Here is a 16,815-nt window from a genome sequence, read left to right on the forward strand (position 1 = left end):
AAGGAGAAATATGAAGAAGAGGCTACAGCACGATATCAACGCGTTGGTTAACCGCGGCCTGGATCGCCATCTGTGTCTGGCGGTCACCGGCCTGAGCCGCAGCGGCAAGACGGCGTTTATTACGTCGCTGGTCAATCAGCTGCTGCATCTCCACAGCGGCGCGCGCCTGCCGCTGTTTTCCGCGGCGCGTGAGGAGCGGATCCTGGGGGTAAAACGGGTGCCGCAGCGTGAGCTGGGGGTGGCCCGTTTCACCTATGACGAAGGGATGGCTCAGCTGCACGGCGAGCCGCCCGACTGGCCCACGCCGACCCGCGGCGTCAGCGAAATCCGTCTGGCGCTGCGCTACCGCAGTCGGGAGTCGCTGCTGCGCCACTTCAAAGAGACCTCGACGCTGTACCTGGAGATCGTGGACTACCCCGGCGAATGGCTGCTGGATCTGCCGATGCTCGATCTGCGCTATCTGGCGTGGTCGCGCCAGATGAATGGTCTGCTGCAGGGTGAGCGGCGGACGCTGGCCGGGCCGTTTCTGCGCCTGTGCGCCGCCTGCGATCCGCTGGCGGCGGCGGACGAGCGCCAGCTGGCGGCCATCGCGCAGGCCTATACCGACTATCTGCTGCAGTGCAAACAGCGCGGCCTGCACTTTATTCAGCCGGGTCGCTTTGTGCTGCCGGGGGATATGGCCGGCGCGCCGGCGCTGCAGTTTTTCCCCTGGCCGGGGCTGGATGAGGCGGGTGAGGCCCGCCTGGCCAGCGCCGACCGGCACAGCAATATCGGCATGCTGCGCCAGCGCTACGACTATTACTGCCGCGAAGTGGTGAAGGGGTTTTACCGTCGGCACTTCGCGCGCTTCGACCGCCAGATTGTCCTGGTGGACTGCCTGCAGCCCCTCAACAGCGGGCCGCAGACGTTTAATGATATGCGGCTGGCCCTCAGCCAGCTGATGCAGAGCTTTAACTACGGTAAGCGCACGCTGTACCGCCGTCTGTTCTCTCCCTGTATCGATCGGCTGATGTTTGCCGCCAGCAAGGCCGACCATGTGACCGCCGACCAGTACGCCAATCTGGTCTCGCTGCTGCAGCAGCTGGTGCAGGATGCCTGGCAAAACGCGGCCTTTGAGGGGATCAGCATGGACTGTGCCGGCATCGCGGCGATCCAGGCGACTCAGAGCGGCGTGGTGGATCACCAGGGGCAGACGATCCCGGCCCTGCGCGGGGAGCGCCTGAGCGACGGTGCGGCGCTGACGGTGTATCCGGGCGAGGTACCGGCACGCCTGCCGCAGGCCGCATTCTGGCAGAAGCAGGGGTTTCATTTCGAACAGTTCCGGCCGCAGCGCACGGCGCTGGATACGCCGCTGCCGCATATCCGTATGGATAGCGTGATGGAATTTTTGCTGGGAGATAAATTACGGTGAACGATCCGATTAAACCGCGCATCGATTTCGATGCGTCGCTGAGCGCAGAGCCGACGCCGTCGCTGCAGCCGGGCATGGCATTCGACGCGCATCAGGCCGAGGCGTTTACGCCCCTGGCGCCGTCAGAGACCGAGGCGGAGCAGGAGGAGGGGCAGCTGGAAGGGATGGTCAGCATGGCCCTGCGTCCGCGCCGCAGCCTGTGGCGGCGTATCGCGGCGGGCGGGGTGGTGCTGTTTGGCCTCAGCGTGCTGGCGCAGGGGGCGGCCTGGCTGCATCAGGCCTGGGTCAGCCAGGACTGGATTGCGTTGGGCGGCTGTGTGGCCGGAGGCATGATCGTCCTGGCCGGCGTCGGCGCCCTGGCCACCGAATGGCGCCATCTCTACCGGCTGCGCCAACGCGCCGAAGAGCGTGAGCTGGCCGCAGACCTGCTGCACAGCCACGCCGTCGGCGGCGGGCGGGCATTCTGCGAACGCCTGCTGCGCCAGGCCGGGCTGGATGGCAGCCACCCGGCGGTGCAGCGCTGGCAGGCGGCGCTGCACGAGAGCCACAGCGATCGCGAGGTGGTCTCCCTGTACGCCACGCTGGTACAGCCGGTGCTCGACAGCCAGGCGCGGCGGGAGATCAGCCGCTACGCCGCCGAGTCGACCCTGATGATCGCCGTCAGCCCGCTGGCGCTGGTGGATATGGCCTTTATCGCCTGGCGCAATCTGCGCCTGATCAATCGCATCGCCGCGCTGTACGGCATTGAGCTGGGGTACTACAGCCGCCTGCGCCTGTTCCGCCTGGTGCTGCTGAACATCGCCTTTGCCGGCGCCTCGGAGCTGGTGCGGGAGGTGGGCATGGACTGGCTCTCCCAGGATCTGGCGGCCCGGCTGTCGGCGCGGGCGGCGCAGGGGATCGGTGCCGGACTGTTGACCGCGCGGCTGGGGATCAAGGCGATGGAGCTGTGCCGTCCGCTGCCGTGGATCGGCGACGATCGCCCGCGTCTGGGGGATTTTCGCCGAGAGCTGATAGCCCAGCTGCGGCGGACGCTGCCTGCGGCAAAGGCAGAGCGCAGAACCTAGCCCGCCGCGGGGCTGTGCCCCGGCGGGCTCCGGCTTCCCCCGCCAGCGTAGCCGGGTTACCGCGCAATGGGCAGCGTATCGTCTGCCCCCCATTCGCTCCAGGCGCCGTCGTACAGCGCCGTCTCCTCAATGTCCAGCGCCGCCAGCGCCAGCAGCAGCACCGCGGCGGTGACGCCGGAGCCACAGCTGGCGATAATCGGGCGCTGCAGGTCAATACCGGCCTGCCTGAACAGCGCCCGCAACTCTTCCGGCGTCTTGAGAACGCCGTCCCGCACGACGCTGTCCCACGGCAGGTTATGGCTGCCGGGAATGTGGCCGCGGCGCAGGCCGGGGCGTGGCTCCGGCGCCGCGCCCCGGAAGCGGGCGGCGGCCCGGGCATCGATGATTTGGGTATGACTATCCCCCAGCGCGTCCAGCACCTGCGCGGCGCTGCGCAGGCGGCGGGTATCCAACTGAGCAGGGAAGTGACCCGGCGGGGTGATGGTCTGTGTTTCCTGCCGCAGAGGAAGTCCCAGACGTTGCCAGGCAGCCAGCCCACCGGCGAGCAGCGAGACGCGCTCGGCGCCGAAGGTCCGCAGCATCCACCAGGCGCGCGGAGCGCTGAACAGCGTACCGTCATCGTAGATCACCAGATGGCGCCGGCTGTCGACGCCCAGCGCCTGCATGGCGGCGCCAAAATCGGTGGTGGACGGCAGCATGTGGGGCAGCGGACTGGCGTGGTCGGACAGGGCATCGATATCAAAGCGCAGGGCGCCGGGGAGGCGCTCCGGCTCGACGCGGGCGACGGGATCGGTGCGCGGCCCCGGGGGGGCCAGACGGGCGTCGAGCAGCTGGATATCCTGATCCGCCAGGTGGGCGGCCAGCCACTGCGGAGTGACAAACAGAGAGGATGACATGGTTGCTCCGAATGCATGGCAAAGGAGATTCGATTGTATACCGCAACCTTGGCGCAGTGTATGGCCGCGCGCATGAACGCATGACCTATGCCAGCCTTCCGCTATCTTCAACTAAAATGTATGATAAATATATGATAAGATACTGTACGCGTTGGCTTACGCCCATGGCAGCCTCGTCCGCGCCCGTGATGGGACGCTCAGGGTAGGCCAACGGCGCTCATCAACCGATTAAAATCGGGGAAGATGACTGGCATATAACAGAAAAATCTGTCAACTTTGGGTGACAGGCAATAGCTTCAGCCGCTGTGCTGGTGGTTTGGGCAAACAACGGCTGTTTTTCGCGTACACACGCAGCATAAGCAGAGTAAGGTCAAAACTAATGCGTCTGGAAGTTTTTTGTGAAGATCGTATCGGTCTAACGCGTGAACTGCTGGATCTTCTCGCTGCCCGTAATATCGATCTGCGCGGCATTGAGATTGATACCATTGGGCGAATTTATCTGAACTTTAATGAGCTGGATTTTGAGGTGTTCCGTCAGCTGATGGCGGAGATCCGTCGCATCAGCGGGGTAACCGACGTCCGGACCGTGCCGTTTATGCCCTCCGAGCGTGAGCACAGGGCCATGTGGGCGCTGCTGGAGTCGCTGCCGGAGCCGGTCTTCTCCATCGACATGAAGGGCAAGGTTGAGCTGGCCAACCAGGCGGCGCTATCCCTGTTTGCCACCAGCGAGGAGAAAATCTGCCAGCAGACCGCGGCGACGCTGATCGGCGGCTACAACTTTATGCGCTGGCTGGAGGACGATGACGTCGCGCCGCACAGCGAGAAAGTGGTGATCCGTGGTCAGGATTACCTGATGGATATCATGCCCATCTATCTGGACGACAGTAAACAGACGCACCGCACCCCGGTTGGCGCGGTGGTGGTGCTGAAGTCAGCGGTGCGCATGGGGCGCCAGCTGCAGAATCTGGCGGTTAACGACAACAGCGAGTTTGACCATATCATCGGCGTCAGCCCCAAGATGCGTCAGCTGCTGGAGCAGGCGCGTAAGCTGGCGATGCTGGATGCGCCGCTGCTGCTGGTCGGCGAGACAGGTACCGGCAAGGATGTGCTGGCCCGCGCTTGCCATCTGCGCAGCCCGCGCGGCAAAAAGCCATTCCTGGCCCTGAACTGCGCCGCGCTGCCCGACGAGGTGGCAGAGAGCGAACTGTTCGGCCATGCGCCGGGGGCTTATCCCAACGCGCTGGAAGGCAAGAAGGGCTTCTTTGAGCAGGCCACCGGCGGCACTGTGCTGCTGGATGAGATCGGCGAGATGTCGCCGCGCATGCAGGCCAAGCTGCTGCGCTTCCTCAATGATGGCACCTTCCGCCGTGTCGGTGAGGAGCACGAGGTGCGCGTCGATGTACGGGTGATCTGCGCGACCCAGAAGAACCTGATCGACCTGGTGCAGCGGGGGCTGTTCCGCGAGGATCTCTACTATCGCCTCAACGTATTAACCCTCAACCTGCCGCCGCTGCGCGAACGCACACAGGATATCATGCCGCTGACGGAGCTGTTTGTCGCGCGCTTTGCCGACGAGCAGGGGATGCCGCGGCCTAAGCTGGCGTTGGAGCTGAGCGCGTTTCTCAGCCAGTATGGCTGGCCGGGCAACGTGCGTCAGCTGAAGAATGCCGTATACCGCGCTCTGACGCAGCTCCAGGGCTACGAGCTGCGCCCGCAGGACATTGTGCTGCCGGAGTTTGAGGCCGAGATGGCGCTGGGGGATGAGGTGCTGGATGGTTCGCTGGATGAGATTTGCAAACGCTTTGAGCGTTCGGTGCTGACCCGCCTGTACCGTAACTACCCGAGCACCCGTAAGCTGGCCAAACGACTGGGCGTTTCCCATACCGCCATCGCCAACAAGCTGCGCGAATACGGACTGAGCAGCCGCCGTCATCAGGAGGCCGATCCCCACCATCAGGGAGAATAAGGGAGTCTTGACGCCGTACCGCAAGGCGAGTCGCCTGCGGTACGGTGCCTGCCTGAGTGTTACTTCAGCGCGGCCAGGGCGGCCTCGTAGTCTGGCTCGTCGGCGATCTCCGCCACCAGCTGGCTGTAAATCACCCGATTCTCACCATCCAGTATCACCACCGCCCGCGCCGTCAGTCCGGCCAGCGGTCCCTCCGCAATCGCCACGCCATACGCCTGCTTGAACTCGCCGCCGCGCAGGGTGGACAGGGTAATCACGTTATTCAACCCTTCGGCGCCGCAGAAGCGCGCCTGGGCGAAAGGCAGGTCGGCGGAGATGCACAGCACGACGGCGTTAGTGGCCTCGGCGGCCAGCTGGTTGAAGCGCCGCACCGAGGTGGCGCAGACACCGGTGTCAATGCTGGGGAAAATATTGAGAATTTTACGCTGCTGGCCAAAGCTTACCAGGTTCAGATCTGCCAGATCTTTCGACACCAGGGAGAACGGCTGCGCCGTTTCGCCGGGGCGTGGAAAGTGACCGTCGAGCGTGACCGGTGTGCCACGGAATAAAACAGTCTGTGTCATAAAACTTCCTCTTGTTTACTTATTGTTAATGGGTGTTCAGTGTATGCTAATTAATGCGCCATTAATAGGTGAGTGGTGTTAAGATTTTGTTTACTTGCATGGTGGTTCCACCAGGCAATAAGTGGGGGTGGTGATGAATGCACGCTTCAGGCAGAGTAGGGTAGCGTGGCACCAACCGGGCGCCCTACGGGCAGTGTGATCAACATAGGATAGTAAACGATGCAGCTTTTTCGTCTGGCCGTCGCGGCGGCCGTTGGGGTCGTCGCCGTAAGTCAAAGCGTCCTGGCGGCGCAGGTACCGCCAGGTACCGTGCTGGCCGAGACGCAGAGCGTGGTACGCCAACTGAAGGATGAGCCGGTGTCGCTGGATCCCGTCGCCGCCGTCGGATTGCCGGAGGCACAGGTGCTGCGCGATCTGTTTGAGGGGCTGGTTAATCAAGGGGAAGATGGCAGCATCCAGCCCGGCGTGGCCTATGCCTGGCAGAGTAAGGATCAGCAGCGCTATGTATTTCATCTGCGCGATACGGCACGCTGGTCCAACGGCGATCCCGTGACAGCCTACGACTTTGTCTATTCCTGGCGGCGTCTGGTTGATCCGAAGACCCATTCCCCCTTTGCCTGGTTTGCCGAGACGGCGGGGATCGCCAACGCCGCGGAGATTGTCAGCGGAAAACTGCCCCCCGATCGACTGGGTGTGACGGCTCTGGATGCCCATACGCTGGTGGTGCAGCTGAATTTCCCGCTGTCCTATTTCCCACAGCTTTGCGCCCATTTCAGTCTGCTCCCACAGCCACAGAAGGTGGTTGAGCGCTATGGCCAGTCGTGGACGCGTCCGGGTAACCTGGTGGGTAACGGCGCTTTCCAGCTGAAGCAGCATGTGGTCAACGAACATATCGTGCTGACGCCGAACCCCTATTACTGGGATAAGGCCCATACTCAACTGACAAAGGTGACCTTTGTTTTAATAAACCAAGAGAGCACGGCGACCAAACGCTATCTGGCCGGGGATCTGGATATCACCGAGTCTTTTCCGAAAAACATGTATCAGACGCTGAAAAAGCGCATTCCCGGTGAGGTGTTTACGCCGATTCAGCTGGGGACCTACTACTATGCGTTCAATACCCGCCGCGCGCCGTTGAACGATGTGCGGGTGCGACGTGCGCTCTCCTATGCCATCGATCGCGAGATTATCGCCGGCAAGGTGCTGGGCAGTGGGGAGAAGCCCGCCTATCGGCTGACGCCGGATGCGACAAACGGTATGGCGCCGCAGCAGCTGCCGATGCAGCTGATGAGTCAGGCAGAGCGTAACCGTCAGGCGCAGGCCTGGCTGCACGAGGCGGGCTACGGGCCATCGCGGCCGCTCCGGCTGTCGCTGCTGTATAACACAGCGGAGAATAACCAGAAAATTGCCATCGCCGTGGCATCAATGTGGAAAAAGACCTTGGGGGTTCAGGTTGAGCTGACCAATCAGGAGTGGAAAACCTATGTTGATAACCGTCACAGCGGTCGGTTTGACGTGGTACGTGGGTCGTGGATTGCTGACTATAATGAGCCCTCCAGCTTTCTGGGGTTGCTGGGGAGCCACAACAGCGGCAACCTGACCGGCTTTAGCCAGCCGGGATACGATGCGCTGCTGCTGCAGGCCGCGCGGGAAGGCAATGCGCAGAAGCGTAGCGCCATATACCAACAGGCGGAGCGCATGCTGGCAGAGGAGGCGCCGATCGCCCCTCTGTATCAGTACACCAATGCTAGGTTGATTAAGCCTTGGGTAAAGGGATACCCCATCAATAATCCGGAGGATGTCGCCTACAGCCGCCAGCTGTATATCATAAAGCACTAGCCCGTATTATTCCGCTGGATGACGATATTGTCCTCGTTGGCCATGGCTCTAAAATAAGAGTGCCATGGCCATTCTATTCTGCTTATTTAAAGAAAGAACATATTTAGCGTATTTACTCTGGCAGCACCGCGGAAATAGACGCAAAGAATAAAGAAAAAAATAATGTTTTATTTCACTATATGTCGTGGATAGCGATATAAATAGACATTATTCCCTGCTCTGGAGCAACTTTTCACCTAAGGATGTCAAAATAGACGTTTTTGGTATGTCATGCCGCTGGTTTGCCGGTGGAAGAGTATTTCTCAGCGCGTTTTCTCCTTTCCCCCCTCTACCTCCCTCAGCGTTGAGTCCACGGAGGATTTTGCCAGCTATATTTTAGTAATTATTTGAAAACAAGTGTAAATCTCAGAATTGCTTAGAGAAATACTGGCAGAATAAATTGCCATTACATCAGTAAATATTAATATTTGTGTCGATTGCCTGCGGCTGTCGCCCAAGACGGTATCCGACGCGGCGGCGTCGGTAGATACAGAACAGATCGGGAACCCAGCATGAAATGTACACTGACTGCAGTAAGCTTTATGCTGTCGCTATGGATGGCGGCAGGGAGCGGCGCCCACGCGGCGGACTATCCATTGCCGACGTCTGACAGCCGCCTCATTGGCGAAAATTTTACTTACACCGTTCCCCGCGATGGCAAACCACTGGAGGCGACGGCTGCGCGATTTCAGATTGGGCTGCTGGGGATGCTGGAGGCCAATCCCGGCGTAGATCCCTTCTTGCCCCGGCCGGGCAGCGAGCTGATCATCCCAGCCCAGATGCTTCTGCCGGACGCGCCGCGTGAAGGGATCGTTATCAACCTTGCCGAGTTGCGTCTGTTCTACTACCCGCCGGGAGAGAATCGGGTTGAGGTCTATCCGATCGGCATCGGCCAGCTGGGACGCGATACGCCGGAGATGGTGACGCGGATCTCTCAGCATATTAAGGATCCAACCTGGACGCCGACCGCCAATATCCGCCGCGACTATCAGGCTCAGGGGATCAGCCTGCCTGCGGTGATGCCCGCCGGACCGGATAACCCGATGGGGCGCTTTGCGCTGCGTCTGGCCGCCCAGGGCGGGGTCTATCTTATCCACGGTACCAATGCCGACTTTGGCATCGGCATGCGGGTCAGCTCCGGCTGTATCCGCTTGCGTCCTGATGATATTGAAGCACTGTTTCGCAGCGTACCTGGAGGAACCCGGGTACAGATTGTCAATCAGCCGCTGAAGGTGTCGGTAGAGCCGGACGGTAAACGCTATGTTGAGGTGCACCAGCCGCTGTCGCGCTCTGAGCGTGACGATCCGCAGGTGCTACCGATCGTGTTGAATGGACGTCTGTCCACCTTCGCAGCCAGCCCGCTGACGGAGCGCGCAGCGTTTGATGGAGCGATGGCGCGACGTTCAGGTATGCCGGTACTGGTAAGCCATGCTGCGCCGCTCAGCAACGAGGCATCCACTAATGTTCTGGCGTCCGCTAGCGCTCCGGCGCCGATCGATGCTGCTATCCCCGAGGCAGTATTGGACGGCCGCTAAGGAGCCAGGGGCCCGGTGTATCGAATAGGAAGTGCAACCCCCCTTTTTGCGTATCGCAGCGTGACACAGGGCGTGCGGGCGTTGAATGGAGGAGGCGCGTTAGAGGCGAGAGAGGGTGGTGCAGAAATAAAAAAGGCGCACTGAAGTGCGCCTCTTTTGCTCAACTCAAGAAATCTTATTTCTTGTAAGCGTGAGCCATGTTGTCCAGACGCTGGTTAGCGCGAGCTGCATCGTCTTTAGCAGCCTGAACGTCAGCGCGCATTGCGTTCACGTCAGAAGACAGCTGGTCAACTTTGGTGTTCAGAGTCTGAACGTCAGAAGACAGCTGGTTGATTTTAGCGTTGGAAGAGCAGCCAGCCAGCAGAGTAGAACCCAGGATAACAGCGCCCAGTACCAGTTTAGTACGATTCATTATAAAACCCTCTAGATTGAGTTAATCTCCATGTAGCGTCACAAGTATTACACAAACCATTTTCTAAAGAGAATAAATTTTTCATGCCAAATCGGTTTATTTTGATCGTTCGCTCAAAGAACCACCTTGTTTTGCGGGAAGGTTAAAAAAAGAGAGACAAAACAGGTCGCTTCTATTGGAATCTTCTTATTTCGTTATTCAGTTAATTCTATTAATAATATCAGTTCAAGAGATAAAAATGTTGTGACAGGATAAAAAAAGCGCCGCAGAGCGGCGCTTGAATTTAATTATCTTTTTGCTCTCTATCAGAGCACGTGTACTGATGCGGTGTTGGTGGTGCCGCTCGGTACCAGCGCGCCGGAGACCATGACGACAACGTCGCCTTTCTGGGCCAGACCGCTTTCCTGGGCAGCATCTTTACCGATACGGTAGAAATCGTCGGTAGAGGCGATCTCTTTGACCATCATAGGGATAACGCCTTTGCTCAGGATCAGCTGGCGGGCGGTGACCGGGTTAGTGGTCAGCGCCAGGATCATCGCATCCGGGAAGTACTTACGGACGGCTTTGGCGGATTTGCCGCCGGCGGTGGCAACGACGATCAGCGGGGCATCCAGCTTTTCGGCGGTCTCTACCGCACCGCGGCATACTGCTTCGGTGATACGCAGCTTGCGTGAGTCGTGCAGGGTATCGATACGGCTCTGCATGACACGGTCGGTACGCTCACAGATGGTCGCCATGATACCGACGGACTCCAGCGGGTATTTACCCTTGGCGCTCTCGCCGGACAGCATAACGGCGTCGGTGCCGTCGAGGATGGCGTTGGCAACGTCACCGGCTTCCGCACGGGTTGGGCGCGGGTTTTTGATCATGGAGTCCAGCATCTGGGTCGCGGTGATGACCACTTTGCGGGCACGGTTGCATTTTTCGATCATCATCTTCTGCGCGAAGATAACTTCTTCTACCGGGATTTCCACGCCCAGATCGCCACGGGCAACCATGATGCCGTCGGAGGCCTCCAGAATTTCGTCAAAGTTGTTCAGACCTTCCTGGTTTTCGATCTTGGAGATGATCTGGATCTGCTCGCCGCCGTGGGCCTTCAGGTGCTCACGGATCTCCAGGACGTCGGCGCGCTTACGGATGAAAGAGGCGGCGACGAAGTCAACGCCCTGCTCGCAGCCAAAAATCAGGTCGCGCTTGTCTTTTTCAGCCAGCGCCGGCAGCTGGATGGAAACGCCCGGCAGGTTAACACCTTTGTTCTCGCCCAGGTCGCCATTGTTCAGAACCTTGCATACCACGGTACGTTCGGTGACATCGGTCACTTCCATGCCGATCAGGCCATCGTCCACCAGCACGGTGTTGCCGATGCGCAGGTCAGCGGCGAAACCCGGATAGGTGACGGCGACGCGTTCGTTGTTACCGATGACTCTCTGGTCGGTGGTGAAGGTGAAGGTCTGGCCAGCGGTCAGGGAGACATCATTGCCGCCTTCCAGCTTCATGGTGCGGATTTCCGGTCCTTTGGTATCCAGCAGGATAGCGGCTTTCTGGCCGGTATTCTCCATGACAGCGCGCAGGTTTTTGATGCGCTGGCCGTGTTCTTCATAGTCACCGTGGGAAAAGTTCAGACGCATTACGTTCATACCTGCGTTCAGCAGTTTACCCAGCATCTCTTCGGATTCGGTCTTCGGACCGATGGTGCATACGATTTTGGTCTTTTTCATGACATTCATTTCTGCAAGTTGTGATGGATTGGAAAAAGCTTACTCCCACCGCCAGCGACTGGGAGGACAGGGGGTAAAACAGGTGATGTGAAAATAGAACGGCTAAGAGGAATAGGTGACAGCCGATGTACCGGGGCAAAAAATGCGTGCCCGTGGGGAGGTGACCAGTGCAAAGGTCGCGTTGTTATGTAGCAGGCGCTGCGAAGAATCAAGGGCTGAAACCATTCAACAAAATTGACGCCTGATATTATACGTATTTAAACGCAAGAAAGGCAACGAATTTGGTGGCCTGGTGCGCAATGATGAAAAAAGGGCGCGAAAAGGCCAGGTTTGTTGCGCAACGCGCGCTGTCTAGTGCGTGGTGTGACACTCTGCCGCGATCGGTGCGACCAGTATGGCGGCGTCGCCATCGGGCCTGCGTGTCATGACAGACCTACTCCGGCCCGGTTCACGGCGGGGGAGCAGGCGTGCGTCAGCCTGCGCAGAGGCATGTACGCAGGGCGGCGATCAGCCGCAGATTATCGGAACGCAGGCGCACGCAAACCCGATAATAACGCGGATCCAGTCCCGGATAGTCAGCGCAGCGGCGGATCAACAGGCCGTGAGACAGCAGGGCCTGCTGTAGACATATCTGTGGGCGGTCGCAGCGCAGAAACAGATAGTTGGCGCGACCGGGCCACACCTGAAGCGACGGCAGCGCCGCCAGCGCCGAGTACAGAAAAGGGCGCTCCTGCGCCAGCCAGCGATGGGTGGCCTGCTGATAGGCGCGGTCGCGCAACACGACCTCGCCGGCCAGTGCGGCAAAGGCATTGATGCTCCAGGGCATCTGTCGCGCCCGCAGCCGCGCGGTCAGTGATGCATCGGCGCTCAGCAGGTAACCCAGGCGCAGCCCGGCGATGGCGTAAAACTTGGTCAGGGAGCGCAGCACACAGAGGCAGGAAAAGCGTGCCAGCTGCGGGATCATCCCCGCCTCATCGGTGATGAAGTCCCAAAAGGCCTCATCGACGATCAGGCGGATGCCCAGGTGCTGACAGCGCTCCGCCAGCACCAGCAGCAGAGCGGGATCGGGGGTGAGTCCGGTCGGGTTATTGGGCGTGCAGATAAAGAGGCAGTCCAGATCGGCCGTCAGCGCTGCCAGCAGATCCTCATCCACCTGAAATCCGTTCCCGGCCTTGAGCGGGTGGGTCTGAATGGCGCAGCCCACCCGCTGCAGCGCCCGCCGATACTCGGCAAAGCCGGGCGTCAGCAGCAAGGCACGCCGCGGACGCAGGGCATCGGCCAGGGCAAAAATCAGCTCCGTCTCGCCGTTGCCGGCGACGATCCATCCGGCGTCAACCCCGTGATGGTCAGCCAGAGCACGGTACAGCGCGCGGTATTCAATATCGGGATAGGGCTGGGCCAACGACAGGTGGTGATGCAGGGCCTGACGCAGGCTGTCAGGCATACCCAGGGGATTAATATTGGCGCTGAAGTCGGTGAGGTTGAGTGCGCTGACGCCCAGGCGCTCTGCGACGCCGATAACGTCGCCGCCGTGCTGGCTGTGTAACATCGCGGTGCTCCAAAAGGGAGGCCGGTGCCCCGCATCGCCGTCACGGCGGGCACCGGCGCCCTCGGTTAATGGGGCGCCCCTGATCGGATACATTCTGCGCACGGGGCGCCGTTTGTCTGTCCATCAGCCCCTTCAATGAGGGGTAAGGCTACTCTTTTGATGATTTTGCTGTAATTTATGCGTTTCAGGCGTCTTTTTGCAAGTGCCAGCAGGTGTATGACGGTTTACTGACGCGATGTGTTTGGGCCGGCGGTACGATCCTTCCGCAGCCGCAGCCGCAGCCGCAGCCGCAGCCGCAGCCGCAGCCGCAGCCGCGGCGGCGGTGAGGCTGACGACCCCGTAGAAGGGCACCGATCGCCAGGGGGGAAGGGGCGGGTAAGTGTGAGGCCAAGTCAGAATGCCGACCGTCATACCATAACAGAGTAATGCCTCCGGCGGGCAGGGATGGGCTGGGTCTGTCGGCGCTGCAAAGCGCCGTTTGCGCGGATACATGACCAACCCGTTTCGGCGGGTGTTTTATAAGGTAAACGACGATGAGAATGCGATGGTTCGGCGCCAGCGCTAACCCGGCCTTGACCGGCTGGCCGCCGCGCGCCCTGGTGGAGGGAGAATGACCCTATCGATCATGATACAGGGCACCGCCTCGGACGCGGGGAAAAGCGTTTTGTGCGCCGGGCTGTGCCGGGTGTTCTCCCGGGATGGCTACCGGGTGGCGCCGTTTAAGTCACAGAATATGGCGCTGAACTCCGGGATCACCGCCGACGGCGGCGAGATGGGACGGGCGCAGATGATGCAGGTCGAGGCCGCCAACATCGCCCCGGACGTGCGGATGAACCCGATCCTGCTGAAGCCCACCAGTGATTGTCATGCCCAGGTGGTGCTGATGGGACGGGTGCTGCAGGATATGGACGCCGTCCACTATCACCGCTATAAGCCCCGACTGTTAGAGCAGGTGGCGCAGGTTTACCGTGAGTTGGCCAGCCAGGTCGATATCATGGTGTTGGAGGGGGCTGGCAGTCCGGCGGAGATCAATCTGCGCGATCGCGATATCGTCAATATGGGGATGGCGGAGAAGGTCGACGCGCCGGTGCTGCTGGTGGCAGATATCGATCGCGGCGGTGTATTCGCCGCTATCTATGGCACACTGGCACTGTTGACGCCGCAGGAGCGCGCGCGGGTCAAAGGAGTCATCATCAATAAGTTCCGCGGTGACTTCAGCCTGCTCACTCCGGGGCTGCGCCAGATAGAGTCCCTTACCGGCGTGCCGGTGCTGGGGGTCCTACCGTGGCTGACGCTTGATTTGGATGACGAGGACGGCGTGGCGTTGCAGCGCGGTAAGTACCGCCACGCAGAGGGGCGGGCACTGGAGATCGCGGTGCTGCAGCTCCCCTATATCGCCAACTTTACCGACTTCTCGCCGCTGAACGCCCAGCCGGACGTTACCCTGCGCTATATCACGGAGCACGATGAGATTGGCCGCCCGGACCTGCTGATTCTGCCGGGCAGCAAAAGCACGCTGGCCGATCTGCGCTACCTGCGCGACAGCGGCCTGGCCCATCAGATCCTCTGCGCCCGTCAGGCCGGTACGCCGATTCTGGGCATCTGCGGCGGCTACCAGATGCTGGGACGGCGGATCGTCGATGGCGTTGAGTCGGCGCAGGCGGCCATGAGCGGCCTGGGGCTGCTGGACTGTGAAACCCGGTTTGCCCGGGAGAAAACCACCGCGCAGGTGCGGGGCGAGGCTCTGGGCAGGTTGCCCGGTCCGTGGGCGGGGTGCAGTGCGATTCCGCTGGCGGGGTATGAGATCCATATGGGGGTGACCCGGCGCGGCGCCGGATGTTCCCCGTTCTGCCGCCTGTTGTCGTCCAACGGGACGGCAGACGATCGGGAGGAGGGCGCCATCAGTGCCGATGGTCTGGTGATGGGCACCTATCTGCATGGGCTGTTTGATACCCCGGTGCTAACGCGGGCGCTGCTCGACGCGCTGCGCGAGCGTAAGGGGCTGGCGCCGGACGGTGGCCCGACCCTCAACTACTCCGCCTGGCGCGAGCAGCAGTTTGACAGGCTGGCGGCGGCGCTGCGCGAACATGTGGACATCGCGCGGATCTATCAGCTGATGCGCGCCCACGCGGGCGGGGCGCCGTCATCATGATGACGCGAACGGTATGCCCCGCATGACATTAACCTTAAGAGATACGTAACGATGACCCATTATGCACAGACGCTGGCGGAGATCGTCGCCGCCATTCGTCCGCTGGACGACGCGGCACAGGCGCAGGCGCGCCAGCGCCAAGACAGTTTACTGAAGCCACCCGGCAGTCTGGGACGGCTGGAGCAGCTCGCCGTTCAGCTGGCCGGGATCTTTGCGCCGCGGCCACCGGTCGTGACGAAGAAACAGATCTTCGTTATCGCCGCCGATCACGGTGTATACCAGGAAGGGGTCGCCATTTCGCCGCAGGCGGTGACCGCCATCCAGGCGCACAATATGGCGCTGGGGATCACCGGTGTGTGTGTGCTGGCGCAGCAGGCCGGCGCCGCCGTCACGCTGGTGGATGCCGGCATCGACGCTGATCCCCTGCCGCAGGCGGTCAATATGCGCATGGGGCGGGGCTGTGGCAATATTGCGCACGGCCCGGCGATGAGCCGGGTGCAGGCCGAAGAGCTGCTGGTGCGCTGCGCCAGGCTGGCGATGGCGCAGGCCAAGGCGGGGGTCAATCTGATGGGGATCGGCGAACTGGGCATCGCCAATACTACGCCGGCGGCGGCGCTGGTCAGCGTGCTGACCGGCAGCGTGCCGGCGCAGACGGTGGGGCTGGGCGCCAACCTGCCGGCCGATCGCTTGCGGCATAAGGTGGCGGTGGTGGAGCAGGCTATCCGTATCAATGCGCCTGACCCCCAAGACGGCGTGGCGACGCTGGCGGCGCTGGGCGGGTTCGATCTGGTCGGCATGGCCGGCGTGATGATCGGGGCCGCGGCGGCGCGGGTTCCACTGGTGTTGGATGGCTTTCTCTCCTATGCCGCGGCGCTGGCTGCTTGCCGGATCGCACCGGGGGTGCACCCTTACCTGATCCCGTCGCACCATTCGGCGGAGAAGGGGGCCGCGCTGGCGCTCGCGGCGCTGGGGCTGACACCGTACCTGCATATGGATATGCGCCTGGGGGAGGGAAGCGGTGCAGCGCTGATGATGCCGATCGTGGAGGCGGCCTGTGCCCTCCATCAGCGCATGGGGCTACTGAGCCAGAGCAATATTGTGCTGCCGTAGTCGTGCGCTAACGGCATGTCCTGCGCATTGACCCGCAGTGATCGCGGTGTGTAGGTATCGTGATCGCCGCGGTAAATGGCGGGGGAGTAATCAGGGGCGTGCTGATCTCGCCATGAATATATTGATGAGATTCCATATCATTATTTATTGAATATGCTATAAGAGCCTATCCCATTAGGCTATTTGATTTGCCATTTTTGTTCTGGGTCGCGCTCACAATGCGCATGTACCGCGTGTATACTCCGGTTGTTGCGCACTGTCCGTGACCAAACTGTTTGCAACAATATATCCCTTCTGAGATAGGCTATAAATCTACCTCTTCTATTTTTACTGTGCTTTGCTGAAATGTTGAAAAAAATTTTATTGGATATATCAATAAACATATTGCGCAGTACCAGATTATCTCTGGGGTAATTGTGGCGATTAATTGAATCTTCTATCAAAAAACCGCTTTATGTTAGCCGGACTACTCTTTTTTAAATCCTGCCGCGGGGAGTATGCCGAGATATACGGCAGCATGCCGTGCGTGGCGTGCTGTTCAGGGCGGAGGCGCGCGAGTGA

General features: G+C 60.7%; 12 protein-coding genes. 7 read left to right on the plus strand and 5 right to left on the minus strand.

Features of this window, described 5'->3' with window-relative positions; genetic code table 11:
• The first annotated feature begins 10 nt into the window (after positions 1 to 10).
• Together EIEH_RS06595 and EIEH_RS06600 are read left to right on the plus strand one after the other, a co-directional pair.
• Positions 11 to 1,411 (plus strand): YcjX family GTP-binding protein, encoded by a 1,401-nt coding sequence (locus tag EIEH_RS06595; protein ID WP_015871158.1) that lies wholly within the window; start codon positions 11 to 13, stop codon positions 1,409 to 1,411.
• Positions 1,408 to 2,475 carry a TIGR01620 family protein gene (locus EIEH_RS06600; RefSeq protein ID WP_015871159.1) on the plus strand — a complete coding sequence of 356 codons (1,068 nt, stop codon included), beginning with the start codon at positions 1,408 to 1,410 and terminating at the stop codon, positions 2,473 to 2,475. Before EIEH_RS06595 ends, EIEH_RS06600 begins: the two co-directional genes overlap by 4 nt.
• 56 nt (positions 2,476 to 2,531) lie before the next feature.
• Here EIEH_RS06600 and sseA read toward each other — a convergent pair whose 3' ends face one another.
• Positions 2,532 to 3,371: a 3-mercaptopyruvate sulfurtransferase gene (sseA, locus tag EIEH_RS06605; RefSeq protein ID WP_015871160.1), complete on the minus strand. Its 840-nt coding sequence runs from the start codon at positions 3,369 to 3,371 to the stop codon at positions 2,532 to 2,534.
• Positions 3,372 to 3,750: 379 nt separating this feature from the next.
• Between sseA and tyrR the strand changes: the two genes are divergently transcribed.
• Positions 3,751 to 5,337 (plus strand): transcriptional regulator TyrR, encoded by a 1,587-nt coding sequence (gene tyrR / locus EIEH_RS06610; protein WP_015871161.1) that lies wholly within the window; start codon positions 3,751 to 3,753, stop codon positions 5,335 to 5,337.
• Positions 5,338 to 5,396: 59 nt separating this feature from the next.
• Here tyrR and tpx read toward each other — a convergent pair whose 3' ends face one another.
• Complete coding sequence (gene tpx, locus EIEH_RS06615; RefSeq protein ID WP_015871162.1) at positions 5,397 to 5,900, minus strand: thiol peroxidase; 504 nt, start codon at positions 5,898 to 5,900, stop codon at positions 5,397 to 5,399.
• 219 nt (positions 5,901 to 6,119) lie between these two features.
• Between tpx and EIEH_RS06620 the strand changes: the two genes are divergently transcribed.
• The gene (locus EIEH_RS06620; RefSeq protein WP_015871163.1) at positions 6,120 to 7,739 is read left to right on the plus strand and encodes a peptide ABC transporter substrate-binding protein; all 1,620 of its coding nucleotides are present in this window, start codon (positions 6,120 to 6,122) and stop codon (positions 7,737 to 7,739) included.
• A 581-nt stretch (positions 7,740 to 8,320) separates the two neighbouring features.
• A complete protein-coding gene (locus EIEH_RS06625) occupies positions 8,321 to 9,313 on the plus strand; it encodes a L,D-transpeptidase family protein (protein WP_370447962.1) in 993 nt (330 codons plus the stop codon).
• Positions 9,314 to 9,488: 175 nt separating this feature from the next.
• On the opposite strand, the gene EIEH_RS06630 is transcribed toward EIEH_RS06625, so the two are convergent.
• The 3 genes from EIEH_RS06630 to cobD all read right to left on the minus strand — a co-directional run bounded on the left by EIEH_RS06630 (position 9,489) and on the right by cobD (position 12,992).
• A complete protein-coding gene (locus tag EIEH_RS06630; protein ID WP_015871167.1) occupies positions 9,489 to 9,725 on the minus strand; it encodes a major outer membrane lipoprotein in 237 nt (78 codons plus the stop codon).
• 305 nt (positions 9,726 to 10,030) lie between these two features.
• Entirely contained in the window at positions 10,031 to 11,443 is a 1,413-nt protein-coding gene (gene pykF / locus EIEH_RS06635; RefSeq protein WP_015871168.1) for a pyruvate kinase PykF, read from the minus strand.
• A 472-nt stretch (positions 11,444 to 11,915) separates the two neighbouring features.
• On the minus strand, positions 11,916 to 12,992 hold the full coding sequence (cobD, locus tag EIEH_RS06640) for a threonine-phosphate decarboxylase CobD (RefSeq protein ID WP_015871170.1): 1,077 nt from the start codon (positions 12,990 to 12,992) through the stop codon (positions 11,916 to 11,918).
• Positions 12,993 to 13,602: 610 nt separating this feature from the next.
• On the opposite strand from cobD, the gene EIEH_RS06645 reads away from it, so the two are divergent.
• Both EIEH_RS06645 and cobT read left to right on the plus strand, forming a co-directional pair.
• The gene (locus tag EIEH_RS06645; protein WP_015871172.1) at positions 13,603 to 15,144 is read left to right on the plus strand and encodes a cobyric acid synthase; all 1,542 of its coding nucleotides are present in this window, start codon (positions 13,603 to 13,605) and stop codon (positions 15,142 to 15,144) included.
• A 51-nt stretch (positions 15,145 to 15,195) separates the two neighbouring features.
• The gene (gene cobT, locus EIEH_RS06650) at positions 15,196 to 16,254 is read left to right on the plus strand and encodes a nicotinate-nucleotide--dimethylbenzimidazole phosphoribosyltransferase (protein ID WP_015871173.1); all 1,059 of its coding nucleotides are present in this window, start codon (positions 15,196 to 15,198) and stop codon (positions 16,252 to 16,254) included.
• The last annotated feature ends 561 nt before the right edge of the window (positions 16,255 to 16,815 follow it).

Source organism: Edwardsiella ictaluri ATCC 33202 (assembly GCF_000264785.1).
Classification (GTDB): domain Bacteria; phylum Pseudomonadota; class Gammaproteobacteria; order Enterobacterales; family Enterobacteriaceae; genus Edwardsiella; species Edwardsiella ictaluri.

Coding starts and splice junctions, on each gene's coding strand:
- EIEH_RS06620 (WP_015871163.1), top strand. CDS start 6,120: ATGCAGCTTTTTCGTCTGGCCGTCGCGGCGGCCGTTGGGGTCGTCGCC.
- pykF (WP_015871168.1), bottom strand. CDS start 11,443: ATGAAAAAGACCAAAATCGTATGCACCATCGGTCCGAAGACCGAATCC.
- EIEH_RS06645 (WP_015871172.1), top strand. CDS start 13,603: ATGACCCTATCGATCATGATACAGGGCACCGCCTCGGACGCGGGGAAA.
- sseA (WP_015871160.1), bottom strand. CDS start 3,371: ATGTCATCCTCTCTGTTTGTCACTCCGCAGTGGCTGGCCGCCCACCTG.
- cobD (WP_015871170.1), bottom strand. CDS start 12,992: ATGTTACACAGCCAGCACGGCGGCGACGTTATCGGCGTCGCAGAGCGC.
- tpx (WP_015871162.1), bottom strand. CDS start 5,900: ATGACACAGACTGTTTTATTCCGTGGCACACCGGTCACGCTCGACGGT.
- EIEH_RS06595 (WP_015871158.1), top strand. CDS start 11: ATGAAGAAGAGGCTACAGCACGATATCAACGCGTTGGTTAACCGCGGC.
- EIEH_RS06630 (WP_015871167.1), bottom strand. CDS start 9,725: ATGAATCGTACTAAACTGGTACTGGGCGCTGTTATCCTGGGTTCTACT.
- cobT (WP_015871173.1), top strand. CDS start 15,196: ATGACCCATTATGCACAGACGCTGGCGGAGATCGTCGCCGCCATTCGT.
- tyrR (WP_015871161.1), top strand. CDS start 3,751: ATGCGTCTGGAAGTTTTTTGTGAAGATCGTATCGGTCTAACGCGTGAA.
- EIEH_RS06625 (WP_370447962.1), top strand. CDS start 8,321: ATGCTGTCGCTATGGATGGCGGCAGGGAGCGGCGCCCACGCGGCGGAC.